The organism is Peribacillus sp. NPDC097197 (genome assembly GCF_050278025.1).
GTDB lineage: Bacteria > Bacillota > Bacilli > Bacillales > DSM-1321 > Peribacillus.
Genome location: NZ_JBNNST010000001.1, coordinates 248,762 through 266,572, shown reverse-complemented (window position 1 = coordinate 266,572; position 17,811 = coordinate 248,762). Strand labels below are relative to the sequence as shown.

The window sequence follows — 17,811 nt, the reverse complement described above, 5'->3', positions numbered from 1 at the left end:
TCTTTTTACTCTTCCTTTCTTACTTAGCTAAAATATTGCGATAAACTAGAGCTCTGACTATTCGCTTTTGATATCGCTTTCTCCATGGCTGTGAATTGATTATAGTAACGGGTTTCAAGTTTTACTAACTTTGCCTCGAATGCTGAAATTCTTGTATCTAGTCCATTGACCGCTTTTCCGATGGTGAAATTATTATTAACATAGCCAGCCTTACCGGCTTTTTCTGTAATCACCTTCATGGATGATTGGATATCCGCACGCAAACGACGTGCCAGACCTTGTGAACTTTTCTCCGTATCTTTACCTTCAGACATGAATAATTTATAAATCGCATTCGGATCCTCTGAAATGGCTGCACGCAGTTTATCCTCATCAATGGTTAGTTTACCACCTTCTAAATAATTACTTGTGGTAGTAATCCCTAACTTGCTAAGCGTGTTAGTCCCTGTCATACCACTGACTGAAGTATAAAGAGAGGACCTCATCGTTGTGAGAAGGTTCTTTAGAGTAGAGTCATTTTTTAACGTCCCACTCTTCGCCTTTTCTTCCCAAAGCTTCACCTCATCTTCGCTCATCGCTTTCTTTTGCTCTGTAGTAAGAGGAGTATACGAACGATATTTTGATTCACTAGTTTTGTCTTGAATTTTTTTGATGATTTCATTGTATTTGTTCACGAACTGAGTGACTGTGTCTAAGATGGTATCCACATCAGCTTTGGAGGAGAACGTGACCGGTCCAGTTTCTTTAGTTGTTTGCTTTATTGTTATTTCCGCTCCGTTGATTTGAAAGGTGTTGGATGGTCGGGAGATTGTGAGACCATTGTATTCTACCGTAGCGTTTGAACCTAATGACCCTCTAGCATTTTTAGAATCGGCAGCTATATCATTGGTGGTATCCATTCTTAATAAACCAGTAAAAAATTCACCATTTAATTCAATCTCAGCCGAATCCTTTGCATCACCTGTATTTTTAGCAGTAATAGAAAATTGTTGAGAGGTTTGATCAAAAAAGATAGTGACGCCAGAATTAGCATTAATTTCTTTAATAACACTATCTAATGTATCAGTTGGTTTGATGGTAAGGTTATAAGGTTTCTTCACCTTACTATCATCCATATCAAATCCACCATCTTTATTAATAGCAAATATAGAAATTTTTTGCTCCACCAATCCATATATAGATAACGGCTGTTGTAAATCAATCATTACAGTCTCACCCTTAGTTGAATCTTCTTCATTAATCGGTTTACTAGTCATAGTAGCCGCTGTAGCAAGTTTCGTTACATTTATGGTGCCTGAAAAATCACTTGTTGAATTCACATTTTTAACTGAAATTGCATTTGGATTTGAAACAGACACCGTCTTTTTAATAAACGAAGATTGTTTTCCAACCCCATCTGAAATCAGTTTATCCAATTCAGATAATGCTGTATTTACCGACCGATAATCATCTCGTTGCCACTCAGAATATTGCTTTTTCTGCGTTAATTTATCCAAAGGCACTCGTTCTGCCTGCATCATACTTTTCACTATTTCATCAATATCCATCCCGCTTGCTAATCCACTGACACGTACCATCATTCATCACCTGCTTATATTTTTTCGTCCACCATTATTCCGACAAATTCCGTCATTGCAGCATAAAAGTCTAAAAGCTTTTTTGGAGGAATTTCTCTGATTGTTTCATTCGTTATGTCATCAACGACCTTAACATAATACTCATCCAGTTTTTCATGATATTCAAAGCGTACCGCTGTATGTGTTGGATTTAGAAAGGTATTTAAACTTTCAGTTACCTCCTGAACCTTTTCTTTCGTTGGCTTGTCATTCGACTCTACACTTTGTTCTGAATATGCTACTGTATTGATTTCTCTCTGATAATACGTACTGATTCCTTCTGAGATTGCTGTTCTAAGTTGCGAGGAAAGAATATTCGTCGATAGACTCTCCAACATCCCTTTTGCCCCCAATAAGATATCTTTACTTTTTATATCGGTATTTGCCAGTTTATATTTAGTGATTGGAATGGGGTTATGTAGATTTAGCGAATATCAGAAAGGGTTCATTTTAAAATTATTTGAAGGCAACCCTTTTGTTTAAGAAAAATAGTAAGCACGAAAAGACCCTAGCTAAAAATTAGGGTCCGCTTCTTACCATCAAATAGTGACTGGTCACTCCAAAAAGTAGCTGATCAACTCAATATAGAAGGTCATAAAACTAATAAGGGAAAACAGTTTACCAAAGTTCAAGTAAAACGAATTTTAGATCGTGAAGATTTTTATAAAGGTACATATCATTATGGAGATGTAACCACCTCACAAGGTCAACATAAAGCCATTTTGTAATCCGAATTTCAGTTTGGTAGATAAGAGATTGTTAGACTAACGTACATTGCGAGTCTCCTTTATTGGCGGGCTAACGCTATAACTGACGCTGTCACATTCTCTTATTGACCCAAATAAATAGAAATTACTTAGGAGGAATCATTTGAATGAACCAGCTAGACAGAACTAAATGCGTATTTGTAGGAGTAGACCTACATAAAACCAATCATGTTGCAGTATTAACTGACTGTTTTGGAGATAAAATTAAGACATTTAACCTAAAGAATGCATTCTCTGCTTTCCCCGCATTCGTTGAACAAGTGAAGAAGAAGGCAGACGGGAAAGAAATTGTATATGGTTTAGAAGATGTTAATTTTTATGGTAGAAGCCTTGCCAGATACCTACTCGACTCAGGTTTCATAGTAAAGGAAGTTAATTCTTCTTATACAAAGAAACAAAGAAGTATTGGAACTAATCACAATAAATCTGATGAGCTTGATGCTCTTGCGGTTGCTAAAACTCTCATTTTTGAATATAAACATCTCCCTCTTGCCGATCCTCAAGATGTATATCTTGCCATCAAACAAACACTCAATACTAGAAACAATTATGTTCAAATGACAGCCAATATCAAAATGTCACTTCAGAATATCCTTGTTCATCACTACCCCATGCATAAAGAATTTTTAAAAGATCTAGAAAGTAAAAACGGCAAAAGGTTTCTTCAAGAAATATCCATCACCAAACTTACTTGAAGCTGTCAACGAGGGAGAACTGATGGAAGACCTAAAAAAATTTAATAAATCAGTACCTAAAAAGAAGGCAAAAGAGATATTAGAAGCGGTTGATAGTAACGGCTGGAATAAGACAGATTATCAGAAGGAACAAAATGAAAGTGTGATATCTTTCATAAATTCCCTCGAACATATAGAAAGTCAGATTGTTGATCTTGATAAAACCCTTGATTCTTTAATCGAAGTAACAGGATATCCGCTAAAGAATATAAATGGAATTGATACAGTACTGGCAGCTACCTTCATAGCCAATATTGGAGATGTCACTAGGTTTCCTAAGGCAAATAAACTAGCTAAATTGGCTGGAATAGCTCCACTTGAACACAGTTCGGGGGAGAGCCAAAGAAATTACTCAAACAAATTAGGTAACAGAGAACTTAACAAAGCCTTCTACTCCCTTGCCTTAACACAAATTAGAAAAAATATGAACCCAATTATGTATGAATACTATAAAAGTAATATCAAAGAGGGGCGCAATAAGAAACAAGCCATGGTCTATGTAGAAAGGAGGCTAGTAAACATAGCATTTAGTATTATGGAGAATAAAACACCTTATAGACAGCCCGTCTTAGAGATTGAGAGTGCATAAAAAGAGACCCTAGGAAAATTCCCTAGAGTCTCTATTTTTTTAGCTAATCTAAGCCGTGGGGCGAAGATTAACGAAGTAATTGAAGTACGCCTTGTGGCTGTTGGTTAGCTTGAGCCAACATTGCTTGTGCTGCTTGAGAAAGAATAGAGTTCTTAGTTTGTGTCATCATTTCTTTCGCCATGTCTACGTCACGAACACGTGATTCAGCAGCAGTTAGGTTTTCAGAAGAAGTGCCTAAGTTATTGATAGTATGCTCTAAACGGTTTTGGTTTGCACCTAACTTAGAACGCTCAGCAGAAACTGTTTCAATGGCTTTATTAATTGTTTCGATAGCTGCTGAAGCTGTTGCAGCATCCGTTGAGATATCCAATCCGCCTTTTGTGTCGGCTGGAGTAAATGGTACAGCAGGAGAAGCAGTCGGATCAGCTGCAGTTACAGCTGCTGAAGCTGCGCTTGCAATCTTCAATGTACTAGCGTCCATTGCATTAATCTTTAAAGTCATAGTTTGGTCTTTATTTGCACCGATTTGGAACGTTAATTCTTTAGCTCCGTTACCATCTAAAAGTTTTTTGGTGTTAAATTCAGTGTTGTTTGCAATACGAGTAACTTCAATTGCAAGCTGGTCAACTTCTTTTTGAAGTTCTCCACGGTCTTCTTTAGTGTTAGTGTCATTTGAAGATTGCACTGCTAATTCACGCATACGTTGAAGGATATCATGAGTTTCATTAAGAGCACCTTCAGCAGTTTGAATTAGAGAAATGCCATCTTGAGCATTACGTGAAGCTTGGTCCAGTCCACGAATTTGCCCACGCATTTTTTCAGAGATTGCAAGACCTGCTGCATCGTCCCCTGCACGGTTGATACGAAGACCAGAAGCTAATTTCTCCATTGATTTAGACTGTGCAGAAGATGCACTTGATAACTGACGATGTGTGTTAAGTGCTGCGATATTGTGATTGATAATCATTTTGTATTTCCTCCTTGAGTTTTCGGTTCCCACATCCATGTGGTTTTTTACGATAAGCAGTGAATAAGTCGGCCGCCTATTTCACTATCTATCGTTGTATATATAATATCGACAGTCTAAGAAACATATTAAGCAGTTTTTAAGGTTTTTTCTTAAAATATTCATTTATTTTTTCCAGAATATTGGTTTCTGTTTTAGCGGCTTCATTATTTTCTTGCTGGATGGACAGGTATACTTCTTTTCGGTGAATATCTACATTTTTTGGTGCATTAATACCAAGTTTGATCTGTTCTCCTTCTATTGCTAGCACTGTAATTTCAATATCATTTCCTATTACGATCGATTCATTTGGTTTCCTAGTTAATACGAGCATTAGTATTCCCCCTGTTCTACTTCTAGAGGTTCAATTAGCAAATGCTTATTCATATAGCCGCTTCCATTCATGATAAACTGCTTTCCAGTTCTTTTATGAGTATTTAAAATGATAGGAGCCTGAAGATTGGCAGTTGTTTGATTGAAAGGATCATGAATGGTTAAAATAACAAGCGTTATGACTTCTTTTTCTGTTTCTATCTCTAAAGTAGAAAGTACTTCATCCGGCAGCTTCACTTCATAATCACGAAAAGTATCAAAAGGGTTTGTAACAATGAATGCTACTTCTTTTGTTTTAATAGATTGAAGAACGAAAAACGGCGTTTCTTCTAATGGCAATAAACTAAACTCCTTTTCTTCTAAAAACCCCGGTATCCCGCCATCAAACGTATAAATATCTTCCTGCCCTATTTCTATTTCTCCATGAAATTTTGTTGATCTAATCATATATGTCTTCACTCACCTATCTCATCTGGAAATAAGTTAACAAAATCTATATCCAGTGAATTTTTTTGTAAAACTTCCACACCCGTATGACCTACCGTATATTCATGAGTTGGTCTATTAATCTGAACATCAATGTTTGGTTTTTGCGGAGTTACTTGAATATCAACTTGTGCCGGTTGATAGTCCAGCTTCACACTGAAATGGGAGGGAATCCAGCCAAGATTGAATTGCTTCTCTGGATTTCTGCCGTTCTGTTTCGCCTGAGACGCTATCGCATTCCCTCCGTTTTCAATATGCCTCAATTCCGTCCCCTGTTGTGATCTTCTTGCCATACCAGCCAGCCAATCCTGGTAACCCTGCTGGGCAAATTCCTCAACCCGTTTTGATAGGCTCTTCAAATCCATATCTTCTCTAGCCTTTGACTGATCAATCGTTAGCTGCCCAGGAGTTGTTTGAATCTCTAAAGCTGCCATTGGCTGTTCAATGGATAGATCTGCTGCTTTTTGTTCCAGTTGCTGTACCGGTTGTTCGATATTCAATCCGATTTGCATCGATGTAGACTGCATGCGAATTTGTGGCATTTGCATTTTTACCAATCCTCTCTTTATAGAAAAAAAGCTATCCGGTTACGAATAGCTTAGCGAAGAAAATCTAGTAAACTCGGTTGCATGATTTTTGCACCGATACTTAATGATGCACTATGAACACTTTCTTGTGTCGTTAAATTCATGATGGCTTTTTCGATATCAACATCTTCATTCTTCGAAAGGATTTCCGTTGCAAAGACTTCCTGCTGGCCTAAGCGGTCGGTCATCAAGTCAATCCGATTCTGTCTCGCACCCACTTGGGCCTGCGTAGATAAGAAGCTATCAATCGTTTTATCAAGTTCTGCCAACATCGCACCAACATCACCATTGCCTTCGAGCGCATCAATTGTTTTTTGAATACTACCATCCTTGGCAAGAGCATCTCCAAAAATCTTGGATCCATCTGTATTGATTTGAATCGAAATTCCAGAAAACACTTCAAGGTTAATTGGTTCCGAACCATATGTGATTTTCCCGGTTGCAGCATCTAAACTATCAGAAGGTTTCACATTCGTATTTTGCCCATTAAAAATATACTTACCACCAATTTGTGTATCACCGATACTCACAAGATGTTCTTTCAATTGCTTGATTTCTTCTGCAATATTACTCTTCTGATTTTCTTCATACGTCCCATTACTGCCTTGCACAGTTAACTCCCGAATCCTTTGCAATGCAGAAACAGCTTCGGTAATCGCATCATCCGTACTATTGATCCAGTTCTCTGCTTCCGAAATGTTGCTCTTATACTGCTGGATTTGATTGAGGTTGGTCCGGTATCCCATCCCCATCATCGCTGCGACCGGATCATCGGAAGGCTTCGAGAATTTCTTTTGCGATGAGACTTGTTCCTGCAGTTTGCCTAACTTTTCATAGCTACTGCTAAGGTTGGTTAACATATTATTGGTTAGCATCGATTGCGTTACACGCATCTATATTCACTCCTATTATCGGCCTACAGTTCCCATTCCGTTAATGATTTTATCGAGCATCTCGTCGACCATCGTCACCATTCTTGCTGATGCATTGTAGGCCTGCTGGAATTTGATCATGTCAGTCATTTCTTCATCCAAGGATACAGAACTAACAGATGCTCTATTTTGATCTACGGATGCTGCAAGCACTGATGAGTTAGAAAGGTTCTTTTGGGCACTTTGAGAATCAACACCCAAGTTCCCAATAATTCCGGAATAATAGGTGTCAAAGCTCCCTGTTAAATCCTTAGAATTTAAATCCTTTGTCGAATACTCACTAAAAGCCTTCTTTTTCAAATCAGCCAAAAGCTTAGCATTTTCATTATCTCCTGAAGCTCCACTAGTTTTCCCAGCAGCAATTTTAGAAGAATCAGCCAAAATAGCATTGTTTACCTTAATGCTTTGAGCTGCACTTCCACCAGGACTGATTTCAAAAAAGTTGAGTCCTGATTTTGCAGCAGCACCTAAAGCAAACCCTTCTTGATGAATCGCATTAAATTCATTCACAAAAGCCTTCGTCATGTTATCGAGCTTTTGCAACATATCGGGATAAGAGCCCCCCGTGGTGCCATCACTCTTCTTATATCCGAAGCTTTCAATCAACCCAGCCAGTTCTCCAGAAAAATTGAAGTCCGTAATCGTTTTCGAACCAAACTTCACTCCATCTACTGCACCTGACGTATCATCATAGCTCACTGCAACTTTGGCTGTCCCAAGCATGCCCGTCTTGTTCACACTGACTAGATTGATGGGCGGTACATAAGAAGAGCCGTCTTCATTCATTAACTCGATGTTGTATAGTCCTGTCGCAACGTCGCTTGCTATGCCGTAGGCGCTTGGTTTGACGCTTTTTACATTGATACTGACAAGCTGCGATAGGTTGTCGACGAGCACGTCCCGTTTATCGTAAAGGTCATTCGGAATATAGCCATGCGGCTCGACTTTACTGATTTGCTGGTTCAGTTGATCGATGCTGTCAATGATGGTATTGATTTCGTTCGCTTTGACATTGATTTGGTTGCCAATGTCCGTTTTCACGCTTGTTAACGAGTTGTAGTAGTAATTCAATGTATCAGCGACCATCACGCCTGTGGAGGCCACGACTTCACGGGCACCAGAATTTTCGGCGTTGGCCGTTAATCCTTGGATTGAATTCCAGAACTTCTCCATCGTGGCAGCCAAGCCGCTGTCGGTTGGTTCGTTCATGATGCCTTCCATCTTCGATAGCGATTCGCTCATGGCGCCATAATAACCGATTTTATTACTTTGAGTTCTGTATTGTGCATCCAAAAAGCTGTCGCGGATACGTTGCACCGTTTCTGCCGCTACACCCGTTCCGATTTGACCCGCTACACGGGGGCTGTTCATCCCGACGGTAGGGAAACCGGATGTTTGCTCCAAGTTGACCCGCTGCCTTGAATAGCCTACCGTGTTAGCATTGGACACGTTATTTCCTGTCGTATACAAGGCACCTTGCGAGGTGGATAATCCACGCTTTGCTGTTTCGAGCCCCATAAAGCTTGAAATCATAAGTTCAAACCTCCATCTATTTTCTCTATCTTACGCTTTCGAATCAAACATGCCCAAGCCACTTTTCGTAGCCTTCTTGGCCGTTTTGCCATAATTCATATTCTGATTTTGCGGCCGTAGCATATTCAGGGAGACATTTATGAATTGAAGAGATTGATAGATTAACTGTTGATTTAAACTGTTTTGCTCTTTCAACTGAGCTACCTCTTCAATCAGTTCCGTTTTTAAATGTTCAAGCGCAACCGTTTCAAGTGGATCTGTGAATTTCGTTACAGTGGAAATGGAAGCCTCCTGATTCGCTGCACCATTTTTCGTAAGAAATCTTTCCACAGCTGCTTCTCTTTCTTGATCCGTTTGGCTGATCGCTTTAATATGCTTTTGTTCATCAATCAGCAGGGCGGAGATAGCCTCCGTGTCGCCGGCTTTCAAGATGTTTGTTTTTCTTTGCGATAATTGGTTGAAGCTTTTATGAAGGGCAACCAATTTTTCAAGCGAGTCGATGATCTGTCGTGCAGACATGTTCGCTGCCTCCTCTGCTCATAGATGATGGACGGAATGCGGTTCCGTCCATTTTAATCAAACGTTTGATTAAGGGTCATTTTCGGTAGAAATCGATTAATCCCTTGGCTGTTGCCTCTGCATTTATCTTATAAGTTCCGTTTTCCACTTGGATTTTCAGTTCATCCACCTTCGCCTGTCTAGCAGCTGGAATGGGTGATAATTGCTGCATCTCTTTTGCGGCTGAAGATATTTCCACTTTGTCTGAGGGGTTGACCTTGGACTCTTTGACATTCCCCACTTTATTAATTTGAGTATTATAGGGATTCACACCCGTTACACCGACGTTATTGATTTTCATATTCCAGATCCTCTCCTTCGGTCGATTTTTTTTATCTATTCTTATCAACATCCACATATTTACGATTCCTTTAACAGGCGATGAGAAAGACTCACGGCTGTGTTTATTATCCATACTAGTATTATCGACAAGGAATAGATTTATTTGATGATTTCCAGGAATCTTTCCTTCGACATCCTTTGTCGAATTCTGTTCTCAATACAGAATATTCTAACAAAATTCCAGCCAAGAAGCTAAGATTTACACTTTATAGATCTTTCGTAAAGTATGTATTCTTTTTATCGCGTTCTTCAATCTCAAGGCGACGCTTTTCTTCATTTTCATACGTTTCTAGACCCGAACGAATGGACTGGCTACATGAATCACATAATCTCCCGCTCCGGATGACTGTCCCGCACTTTTCACAGGGAATGCCCAGGTTCGGAAATTGAGCAATTCTCAGCTTTCCCGTTTTCACAAACTTAATGATTAGTTCTTCCTCGATACCTGTCGCATCCACCACCTGTACCATGGAGGCCGTACGATTGCTTTTCTTCCGGATGTAATCATACACCTTATCAAATTGTGCTTCTTCTTCTTTATAGCAAGCATCGCAAACATCGCGGAATTTCGTTTTAACAAATAACGAGTTACAGTTTGGACAGTTGAATAAATCCATTTCGGGTGTCCCCCTTGACTATATTCTTATACTGTATATATCGAATGGAAAAAGCGATACTTTAGGATGTTTGTAAAAATACTCACTTTTACCTAGCTAGCGTGATCGAGGAAATGTCTCCCGCACCAGCAAGTTTCAAGGCTTTGGCTGCGTGCCTTAGCGTAGATCCCGTCGTGTAAATGTCATCCACGATTACAATCGATTTGTTCTGTATCGCGTCCAGCTCGATAACTCGAAAGACCTGCGGCAATGATATCCGCTCCTCACGTGACTTTTTCGATTGCTTTTCGGTATGAAGGCGTGTAAGGAGCTCCATTGTTTCAAGACCCAATAGATCTGTTAAGGCTTGTGCCTGATTGAACCCGCGCTCCTTCAACCGCTCCCCGCTAAGCGGAATCACCGTCACAATATCAAATTTCAGTTCCTTCATTCTTTCTCTTAAAAAGGGGACGAAGGCTTCAGCCAATGCGTAATCTCCTCGGTACTTATACTTCGCAATGATATCTTTCAGGTGTTCATTATAATGAAATAGCGAGATATTCTGCGTTAAATGCCCTTTCCACTTTTCATCTTTTTCCCATCTCACACAATCTAAACATCGGTCCCCCACCCGAAACTTCTCATCCAGCTCCCTTGAGCACATCGAACAGGTCTCGCCACTTATCACCTCAAGCCTTGATTCACATCCCTCGCAGATCAATTTCGCTTCGACCTTCAGCAATAAACTCCTCCATGTCTGGACGTCCTTCATCTCTTCGTCGCAAAATAAACATCTACGCATCCAGCAGCCCCCTTTTCCTGGCCTCCAGGTTCATCTTTTCAATATGACGAATGCTCTCTAGCATCGCCTGGCTTTTTCCATAATGAAAAAACGTGACCGTGCCCCTCGGATAAGCAAAGCTTCTGCCCACACGTCCGGCAATCTGGACGAGGGCACTCTCGGAAAACACCTCGTGTTCGGCACCAATCACTGCAACCTCCAGACGTTCGATCGTGACGCCACGCTCCAAGATGGTCGTCGTCAACAACCCTGCCACCTCACCATTTCTCAGAGCCTGCACCCTTTCCTTTCGCTCCGGATGCTTTGAATGAACGGCTTCCACTTTCGGGTCCAGCTCTTGAAACAGAGGAAGCACCTGCTCCATCACTTGTATGCTCGGAAAAAATAATAATAGAGGCGTCTTTTTCTGTAGGCGGTCGCTTACCCACTTCTTGATCACAGAAGGAATCTTTTTTTGGAGAAATTGCTTTTGCCAATTGCCAGCCCACTTCATTTCAGGTACAGTTATGGGCTGCCGGTGATAACGTGCTGGAATCGTCACCGCTTGCAGTTTTCCGTTTTGGTAAGCTAGTTGCATTGGTTTGGAGGGTGTCGCCGTTAAGTAGATGGTGGTAGAGGATGGTTTCTTGGATTTCTGAACCGCAAAATGCAGCGATTTATCCATGGAGTACGGAAACGCATCGACTTCATCAATGATGATGACATCGAATGCTTCGGAAAAGCGAAAAAGCTGATGGGTGGTGGACACGGTAAGGGGGGATGGTTTATGTCGATCTTCGCTACCGCCATAGAGGGCGGATACTTCGGTTGCCGGGAAAGCCCTTTTTAACCGCGGAGCTAGTTCTAGTACGACATCGGTACGGGGTGTCGCTATGCAAATCCTCTTCCCAGCTAGCAAGCCTGCCTCGATTCCTGCAAACAGGACTTCCGTCTTCCCGGCACCGCACACAGCCCATACGAGGAATTCCCCGTTCTTTTGGATGGCTTGAACGACACAGTCCGAGGCCGTTTGCTGCCCGGCCGATAGTGTTCCCTCCCAGCCCATGACCTGATCCGGAATAGGAAACGCGAGTGGAGGACCACTCCAACTGTATAATTTGCTACATTCACTGACCCGCCCCATCATGATACAGGACCGGCAGTACGTACAATCTTGATGGCACACTTTACATGGAAACGTATAAAACAAGGAAGGATCCTTGTTCCCACAGCGTATGCATGTGAAGCGCCCATTCTCGCGCCGTACGCCACTTATTTCCGAAACATGGCCTTTTGTAATATGTTCAGTAAGGATTTCTTTTGGGAAAGGGATTTCCCCTGCCAACAGCAGCCGTCCAGCGAGGTGTTTCTGAAGTTCTTTTGAAAAGGGGAGAGTATTCACATTCCTACCTTCTTTCTTGTAAACTGATAGCTCTTGATTAGAATTCTCGCATTCTATAAATGAATCCTCTTTTATTCGCAAAAAAAACGCCTCTCCTCTGGAAAGACGTTCATCCTTTAGATTTTATACCAGCCCATTCCCATTGCGCCTTCACCCAGATGCGTCCCGATGACAGGGCCGAAATAGCCAAGGCTGAACTCCACATTCGGGAACCGCGCTTCAAGCTCCGTTTTCCATTCCGTCGCTTCCTCTTCCCGCTTGGCATGGATGATGACCGCTCTATACGGTAGCCCGCTTGCCGCGTCTTCACCAAGTAAATCCGCAATCCGTTTCATCGCTTTCTTTCTCGTACGGATTTTTTCAAACGGGACAATGACCTTGTCGACAAAGTGAAGAAGAGGCTTTACTTGAAGGAGACTTCCGATCAACGCTTGAGCACTACTAAGTCGTCCGCCACGTTGCAGATGGGATAAATCATCTGCCATGAAATAGGCCCGGACGGACTGCTTCATTTCCCAGAGCCTCGCCATGATTTCGTCTGCAGATTTGTCATCAAGGGCCATCTGTGCTGCTTCAAGAACATAAAGCCCTTGGACCATGCAGCTGATTTCGGAGTCAAAGGCATGGACCCGAATCCCTTCAACCATGTCACCGGCTGCAATGGCCCCTTGGTACGTCCCGCTTATCCCACTCGATAGATGAATCGAAATGACATCGTCGTAATTCTGCTTCAGTTCTTCAAACTTCTCGACAAACAAACCAATCGGAGGCTGTGAAGTGGTCGGCAACTTTTCTTGCTTTTTAACTTCTTCATAAAATTCATCTGCTGTAATATCCACTTCTTCCCGGTATGCCTCATTCGAGAAAATCACATTAAGCGGCATCATATGTATATGTAATCGTTCACGCATTTCCTTAGGTATATATGCAGTGCTGTCTGTTACGACTGCCGTTTTCATAGTATAGTACCATCCTTAACCATATTTACTCTCTGTACTTATTCAACATTCTATAGGAAAAAGCCTTTATTTGCATTAAATAGCTTTCCTTTCTCCTATGATTGTCATGATAAGTCAAACAAAAAAAGCCGGCCCTCCCTACGCGATGCGTAACGGAAGAACCGGACAAGATCATGAATTTATTTATTTCACTTCGACCCAGCCGTTTTTGATAGCCATGACAACAGCCTGCGTACGGTCATTTACATTCATTTTCTGAAGAATGTTACTTACGTGGTTCTTGACGGTTTTCTCACTGATATAAAGCGTTTCACCGATGGCACGGTTACTTTTTCCGTCAGCTAGAAGTTGAAGGACTTCACACTCGCGTCGAGTCAACAGGTGAAGAGGTCTTCTGATTTCCACAGCGTATAGGGAATCGCGATCAGCCCCTTCTTCAGCGGCCAAACGGCGATATTCCTTGACCAGATTGTGCGTCACTTTTGGGTGAAGGTATGAACCGCCTTCAGCAACAACACGAACTGCATCGATCAATGCATCTGCGTCCATTTCTTTTAACAGATAGCCTTGTGCTCCTGTTTTCAATGCATGCTGTACATAGTTTTCATCATCATGAATCGATAAAATGATGACCTTTGTATCAGGATAACGTTGTACAAGCATCTTCGTTGCTTCTACCCCGTTCATATTCGGCATGTTGATATCCATGATAACAACGTCTGGCTTGTGCTCTTCTACGAGGTCCATAGCCTCGCTTCCGTCATCGCCCTCGGCGACAACGTCAAAGGATGATTCAAAATCTAAAATACGCTTAACGCCTTCGCGGAAAAGCTGATGGTCATCGATAATGATGATACTTGTCTTCAACGGCTTCTTCCTCCTAATTTCTATTTAAATGCCTCTGCATTTGGATGTTTATTTTAATTGATAAGGGACTTGGATCAATACCAACGTTCCTGCCCCCGGCTGCGAGTCTATCGTCATGCTTCCTTCGAGGAGCTCGACTCTTTCCCTCATTCCGACTAAGCCGAAAGAACCCTCTTTTTGGATGGCCGCATCGAACCCTTTTCCATCATCTTTAATGACGACGGTCACTAGCTCTTTGGAAATGGATAGTTTGACACTAATATGTTTGGGCTGAGCATGTTTTAATGAATTCTGCACGGCCTCTTGAACCAGACGGAACAAAGCGACTTCCATATCGGAGGGAAGCCTTATGACTTGGCCCATATTGACAAAATTCAGACGCACGCCGCTATTGATATTATAGTCTTCGGTTGTTTGTAGATATTTTCTGAGGGTAGGAACTAGTCCTAAATCATCAAGCGCCATAGGACGAAGATCATAAATGATTCTGCGCACCTCATATAATGCATTACGCACCATGACTTTTAAGCTGCGGATTTCCACAAGTGCTTCATCAGGACCTCTCTCCCGTTGGACACGTTCAATTAAATCCGAACGCATCATGACGTTGGCGAGCATTTGTGCCGGACCGTCATGAATTTCCCGTGAAAGCTTTTTCCGCTCCTGCTCCTGGGCTTCGATGATCTTCAAGCCGAAGTCTTGCTTACGCTTAGCTTCTTGAAGGGCTTCCCCTACAAATTTCAAGTCCTGGGTTAAATAATTCTGTACAACAGAGATTTGCGAGACAAGATGTGCGGCTTTATCAATCGTGTGTTGCAATCCTTTTATTCTGAGTTCAAGTTCATCCCGTCTATTACGAAGCTCTTTTTCAAGCTGCCTGTTCATTTGTAAATCGACTTGCAACTTATGAGCCCTTTCATACGCATCGCGCACCTGTTCCTCAGAAAAATGGTTGAAGTGCATACTGACTTCAGAAAGCCTCTTTCGAGCAAATCTTGCTTTAGAATCCAGTGAATCGCTGTCATTTATCATTATCGCAACTCTTACTTTCACATCTTCAAGCTCTTTTGTCAGTGATTCGAAATCTTTGCGGCATTGCTCTTCAATATCAAAGACTTCATTCCTGCTTTCACTGACCGTGCTTACCATTGTTTCTAAGATCTTGTCCAATGCTTTAGCATCAACCTTGTGTATGGACATCAAGATCCCTCCACTTAAATCAACACACTTTAACCATGTTGTTGTCATTTAGACTATGTATACGGAAAAATATTCTTTTTCCTAATTCATGAATGTTTATATTACAGCAGGTAACATTTAAGAAGAAACCTTCATGAACATATTGTACCAAAAAAAGAAGAAAAATACGTTACTTTCAATAATGGATTTACACAAAATATACATATTTAGCATACTTCGAGCTCACTGGGCTGATACAGAATTGAGGATGAACGGCCCACTTGTAAAGATAAGAAATCTCATTATCCCATACAACTTATCCTAATCAAACAAAATTGAATATTCTCCAACCTTAATTATTATACGAAACAGAAAATTACTAAAATGGCATAATTCCTTATATGCATGAACTCTATCAGGAAGAGTCAAGAATATAGTCCAAAACGCATTGATTTAGCCATAAAGATATTCTTTTAAGCATAAAAATACAACTACGAAAGATTTACAGTCAATAAAATTAATTATAACACGTACAAATTTTTCTTATATTAAAGTTTCTTTACACATGTATGATTTACGTCAAACTTCGTTGCCACAATTCAAGCTAAGATTTATAATTAATCGATTATATAGAAAGAACGAAGGTGGAAAAGTCATGCTCCCTCATTATTTAACGGTAAAAGGACGAGGGGAACACGAAATCGTCATTGAAAAATCCCGGTTCATTTCCCATGTCGCCCGAGTCGAAACAGAAGAAGCAGCACAGGCCTTTATTCAGGAAGTAAAGAAAAGACACAAAGATGCAACTCATAATTGTTCAGCTTATATGATTGGCGAACAAAATCAAATCCAAAAAGCCCTTGATGACGGCGAACCAAGCGGAACAGCAGGTGTACCCATCCTTGAAGTCCTTAAGAAGAAAGACCTCAAAGATACAGCCGTCGTGGTTACCCGTTATTTCGGAGGCATCAAGCTCGGTGCTGGCGGCCTCATCCGCGCTTATAGCAAAGCCACTTCAGAAGGAATCAATACAACAGGTATGGTCGTTCGGAAACTAATGCGTGTGATGTCTACAAGCATCGAGTATACGTGGCTCGGAAAAGTGGAAAATGCACTACGCTCCTCTATTTATCAAATGAAAGATATCCAATATCTTGATCAAGTCATTCTCCTTGTTTATGTGGAGGAAGGACAGAAGCAGGCGTATGTAAATTGGATGACTGAGCTGACGAATGGCCAAGGAAGTATAGCAGAAGGCGAGATTCTATATCTGGAAGAGGAACTCCTGTAGGACGTGTTATTTCCTTTTTTTACTATTTTTCACTTGAAAAAGAAATATTTATTTTACGAATTCATGATATCCATGTAAAATTAACTGTAATACTTGACGATATATATTGAAGGATTCGAAGAATAGCGGGTTAAATCTGCTATTTAAAAGGAGAAGAAAAGATGTCTACTACTAGACGTGTTTATAAAATTAAAAAAACAAAGAGAAAAAGACGTAAAAGACTTTGGCTAGTTCTAGTCCCCCTGTTGGTTCTCGTATTAGGCGCCACAACGTATGCCGCTAGTTTATATGCGAAAGCACAGAACGTTTTCGATGGTTCCTACGACCCTGTTGAAGCTTCAGCGAAGCGGGATGAAGCAATAGACCCGCTCGAAGACAACTTTTCTATCCTATTTATTGGAATCGACGATAGTGATGAACGGGACTACCAAGGAAATTCACGATCGGATGCCCTGATTTTGGCTACATTCAATAAAGATCAAAAATCTATTAAGCTTTTGAGCATCCCACGTGATTCATATGTGTACGTCCCAGAAAAAGGCGTGACCACGAAAATCAATGCGGCACATGCAGCAGGTGGGCCAAAAGCTACGATGGACACAGTGGAAGAGTTGTTTGATATCCCGGTTGATTATTATGTCAGAATGAACTTTAACGCCTTCATTGATGTTGTCGATTCTTTAGATGGCATCGAAGTCGATGTGCCTTATGAAATGCATGAAATGGATTCTCATGACAAAAAGAACGCCATTCATTTAAAAGAAGGATTACAGACAGTCGATGGTGAAGAAGCATTGGCCTTTGCCCGGACACGTAAGCAGGACAGTGATATCCAACGTGGTGAACGTCAACAGGAAGTCTTGAAAGCCATCATCTCCAAAGCAACTACGGTTGGCGCTATATCAAAGTATACCGATGTAATGGAGGCTGTAGGCGACAACATGACAACGAACCTTCAATTTTCACAAATTAGAGGCTTCATCAAATATGTGACGACGGATAATGGCCTTAACCTCGAAACGGTCAAGCTTGAGGGTACCGATTCGAACATTAACGGAACGTACTATTATCAATTAAATGAAACCTCCGTTGAAAACATTAAGCTGCTTTTAAAATCCCACATGAACCTGGGACCGACAAAGACTAGCAGTCAAGCAGATGCCGCAGAATCACAGATTGAATAATGAAAAAGGGACTCGACCTCGAGTCCCTTTTTCATTTGACTGAGCTATAGATTCCTTCCCCATCTGCCC

Annotated in this window: 20 protein-coding genes and 1 pseudogene; 5 read left to right on the top strand and 16 right to left on the bottom strand. The window is 41.2% G+C overall.

Annotated features, from left to right (window positions below):
- Positions 1-23: 23 nt before the first annotated feature.
- The gene (locus ACQKL6_RS01235; RefSeq protein ID WP_427650494.1) at positions 24-1,577 is read right to left on the bottom strand and encodes a flagellar hook-associated protein 2; all 1,554 of its coding nucleotides are present in this window, start codon (positions 1,575-1,577) and stop codon (positions 24-26) included.
- A 14-nt stretch (positions 1,578-1,591) separates the two neighbouring features.
- The gene (flaG, locus tag ACQKL6_RS01230) at positions 1,592-1,954 is read right to left on the bottom strand and encodes a flagellar protein FlaG (protein WP_402991236.1); all 363 of its coding nucleotides are present in this window, start codon (positions 1,952-1,954) and stop codon (positions 1,592-1,594) included.
- 213 nt (positions 1,955-2,167) lie between these two features.
- Between flaG and ACQKL6_RS01225 the strand changes: the two are divergent.
- The 3 genes and pseudogenes from ACQKL6_RS01225 to ACQKL6_RS01215 all read left to right on the top strand — a co-directional run.
- A pseudogene (locus tag ACQKL6_RS01225) lies at positions 2,168-2,344 on the top strand (recombinase family protein); the annotation flags it as partial.
- A gap of 146 nt (positions 2,345-2,490) precedes the next feature.
- A complete protein-coding gene (locus ACQKL6_RS01220; RefSeq protein WP_427650347.1) occupies positions 2,491-3,078 on the top strand; it encodes an IS110 family transposase in 588 nt (195 codons plus the stop codon).
- Positions 3,079-3,100: 22 nt separating this feature from the next.
- Positions 3,101-3,706 (top strand): transposase, encoded by a 606-nt coding sequence (locus ACQKL6_RS01215; RefSeq protein ID WP_427650346.1) that lies wholly within the window; start codon positions 3,101-3,103, stop codon positions 3,704-3,706.
- 67 nt (positions 3,707-3,773) lie between these two features.
- Here ACQKL6_RS01215 and hag read toward each other — a convergent pair whose 3' ends face one another.
- The 14 genes from hag to ACQKL6_RS01145 all read right to left on the bottom strand — a co-directional run bounded on the left by hag (position 3,774) and on the right by ACQKL6_RS01145 (position 15,288).
- Positions 3,774-4,673 carry a flagellin Hag gene (gene hag, locus ACQKL6_RS01210; protein ID WP_427650344.1) on the bottom strand — a complete coding sequence of 300 codons (900 nt, stop codon included), beginning with the start codon at positions 4,671-4,673 and terminating at the stop codon, positions 3,774-3,776.
- A gap of 139 nt (positions 4,674-4,812) precedes the next feature.
- Positions 4,813-5,046, bottom strand: a complete 234-nt coding sequence (gene csrA, locus ACQKL6_RS01205; RefSeq protein WP_427650342.1) for a carbon storage regulator CsrA — start codon at positions 5,044-5,046, stop codon at positions 4,813-4,815.
- On the bottom strand, positions 5,046-5,492 hold the full coding sequence (gene fliW, locus ACQKL6_RS01200) for a flagellar assembly protein FliW (protein ID WP_427650340.1): 447 nt from the start codon (positions 5,490-5,492) through the stop codon (positions 5,046-5,048). Before fliW ends, csrA begins: the two co-directional genes overlap by 1 nt.
- 8 nt (positions 5,493-5,500) lie before the next feature.
- Positions 5,501-6,079: a DUF6470 family protein gene (locus ACQKL6_RS01195; RefSeq protein WP_427650338.1), complete on the bottom strand. Its 579-nt coding sequence runs from the start codon at positions 6,077-6,079 to the stop codon at positions 5,501-5,503.
- A gap of 50 nt (positions 6,080-6,129) precedes the next feature.
- The gene (gene flgL / locus ACQKL6_RS01190; protein ID WP_427650337.1) at positions 6,130-7,011 is read right to left on the bottom strand and encodes a flagellar hook-associated protein FlgL; all 882 of its coding nucleotides are present in this window, start codon (positions 7,009-7,011) and stop codon (positions 6,130-6,132) included.
- Between the two features lie 15 nt (positions 7,012-7,026).
- Positions 7,027-8,583: a flagellar hook-associated protein FlgK gene (flgK, locus tag ACQKL6_RS01185; RefSeq protein WP_427650335.1), complete on the bottom strand. Its 1,557-nt coding sequence runs from the start codon at positions 8,581-8,583 to the stop codon at positions 7,027-7,029.
- Between the two features lie 30 nt (positions 8,584-8,613).
- Positions 8,614-9,102, bottom strand: coding sequence for a flagellar protein FlgN (locus tag ACQKL6_RS01180; RefSeq protein WP_427650333.1), 489 nt, complete (start codon positions 9,100-9,102; stop codon positions 8,614-8,616).
- Between the two features lie 76 nt (positions 9,103-9,178).
- Complete coding sequence (gene flgM / locus ACQKL6_RS01175) at positions 9,179-9,442, bottom strand: flagellar biosynthesis anti-sigma factor FlgM (protein WP_427650331.1); 264 nt, start codon at positions 9,440-9,442, stop codon at positions 9,179-9,181.
- 247 nt (positions 9,443-9,689) lie between these two features.
- On the bottom strand, positions 9,690-10,100 hold the full coding sequence (locus ACQKL6_RS01170) for a TIGR03826 family flagellar region protein (RefSeq protein WP_427650329.1): 411 nt from the start codon (positions 10,098-10,100) through the stop codon (positions 9,690-9,692).
- An 88-nt stretch (positions 10,101-10,188) separates the two neighbouring features.
- On the bottom strand, positions 10,189-10,881 hold the full coding sequence (locus ACQKL6_RS01165) for a ComF family protein (RefSeq protein WP_427650328.1): 693 nt from the start codon (positions 10,879-10,881) through the stop codon (positions 10,189-10,191).
- Positions 10,874-12,343, bottom strand: a complete 1,470-nt coding sequence (locus ACQKL6_RS01160) for a DEAD/DEAH box helicase (RefSeq protein WP_427650327.1) — start codon at positions 12,341-12,343, stop codon at positions 10,874-10,876. Before ACQKL6_RS01160 ends, ACQKL6_RS01165 begins: the two co-directional genes overlap by 8 nt.
- Before the next feature lie 35 nt (positions 12,344-12,378).
- Positions 12,379-13,221, bottom strand: a complete 843-nt coding sequence (locus tag ACQKL6_RS01155) for a DegV family protein (protein WP_427650325.1) — start codon at positions 13,219-13,221, stop codon at positions 12,379-12,381.
- Between the two features lie 183 nt (positions 13,222-13,404).
- Positions 13,405-14,088, bottom strand: a complete 684-nt coding sequence (locus ACQKL6_RS01150) for a response regulator (protein WP_402870571.1) — start codon at positions 14,086-14,088, stop codon at positions 13,405-13,407.
- 48 nt (positions 14,089-14,136) lie between these two features.
- Positions 14,137-15,288, bottom strand: a complete 1,152-nt coding sequence (locus ACQKL6_RS01145; protein WP_402954656.1) for a sensor histidine kinase — start codon at positions 15,286-15,288, stop codon at positions 14,137-14,139.
- A 634-nt stretch (positions 15,289-15,922) separates the two neighbouring features.
- Between ACQKL6_RS01145 and ACQKL6_RS01140 the strand changes: the two genes are divergently transcribed.
- Together ACQKL6_RS01140 and ACQKL6_RS01135 are read left to right on the top strand one after the other, a co-directional pair.
- On the top strand, positions 15,923-16,558 hold the full coding sequence (locus tag ACQKL6_RS01140) for a YigZ family protein (RefSeq protein WP_427650324.1): 636 nt from the start codon (positions 15,923-15,925) through the stop codon (positions 16,556-16,558).
- A gap of 161 nt (positions 16,559-16,719) precedes the next feature.
- Positions 16,720-17,742: an LCP family protein gene (locus ACQKL6_RS01135; protein WP_402954662.1), complete on the top strand. Its 1,023-nt coding sequence runs from the start codon at positions 16,720-16,722 to the stop codon at positions 17,740-17,742.
- Positions 17,743-17,811: the final 69 nt, after the last annotated feature.

Bases quoted from the DNA above. Each gene is read 5' to 3' on its own strand.
- ACQKL6_RS01140 (WP_427650324.1), top strand. From the start codon at position 15,923: ATGCTCCCTCATTATTTAACGGTAAAAGGACGAGGGGAACACGAAATC.
- fliW (WP_427650340.1), bottom strand. From the start codon at position 5,492: ATGATTAGATCAACAAAATTTCATGGAGAAATAGAAATAGGGCAGGAA.
- flgM (WP_427650331.1), bottom strand. From the start codon at position 9,442: ATGAAAATCAATAACGTCGGTGTAACGGGTGTGAATCCCTATAATACT.
- ACQKL6_RS01170 (WP_427650329.1), bottom strand. From the start codon at position 10,100: ATGGATTTATTCAACTGTCCAAACTGTAACTCGTTATTTGTTAAAACG.
- flgK (WP_427650335.1), bottom strand. From the start codon at position 8,583: ATGATTTCAAGCTTTATGGGGCTCGAAACAGCAAAGCGTGGATTATCC.
- ACQKL6_RS01155 (WP_427650325.1), bottom strand. From the start codon at position 13,221: ATGAAAACGGCAGTCGTAACAGACAGCACTGCATATATACCTAAGGAA.
- flaG (WP_402991236.1), bottom strand. From the start codon at position 1,954: ATGTTGGAGAGTCTATCGACGAATATTCTTTCCTCGCAACTTAGAACA.
- ACQKL6_RS01135 (WP_402954662.1), top strand. From the start codon at position 16,720: ATGTCTACTACTAGACGTGTTTATAAAATTAAAAAAACAAAGAGAAAA.
- ACQKL6_RS01215 (WP_427650346.1), top strand. From the start codon at position 3,101: ATGGAAGACCTAAAAAAATTTAATAAATCAGTACCTAAAAAGAAGGCA.
- ACQKL6_RS01220 (WP_427650347.1), top strand. From the start codon at position 2,491: ATGAACCAGCTAGACAGAACTAAATGCGTATTTGTAGGAGTAGACCTA.
- csrA (WP_427650342.1), bottom strand. From the start codon at position 5,046: ATGCTCGTATTAACTAGGAAACCAAATGAATCGATCGTAATAGGAAAT.
- hag (WP_427650344.1), bottom strand. From the start codon at position 4,673: ATGATTATCAATCACAATATCGCAGCACTTAACACACATCGTCAGTTA.
- ACQKL6_RS01165 (WP_427650328.1), bottom strand. From the start codon at position 10,881: ATGCGTAGATGTTTATTTTGCGACGAAGAGATGAAGGACGTCCAGACA.
- ACQKL6_RS01195 (WP_427650338.1), bottom strand. From the start codon at position 6,079: ATGCAAATGCCACAAATTCGCATGCAGTCTACATCGATGCAAATCGGA.
- ACQKL6_RS01180 (WP_427650333.1), bottom strand. From the start codon at position 9,102: ATGTCTGCACGACAGATCATCGACTCGCTTGAAAAATTGGTTGCCCTT.
- flgL (WP_427650337.1), bottom strand. From the start codon at position 7,011: ATGCGTGTAACGCAATCGATGCTAACCAATAATATGTTAACCAACCTT.
- ACQKL6_RS01235 (WP_427650494.1), bottom strand. From the start codon at position 1,577: ATGGTACGTGTCAGTGGATTAGCAAGCGGGATGGATATTGATGAAATA.
- ACQKL6_RS01145 (WP_402954656.1), bottom strand. From the start codon at position 15,288: ATGTCCATACACAAGGTTGATGCTAAAGCATTGGACAAGATCTTAGAA.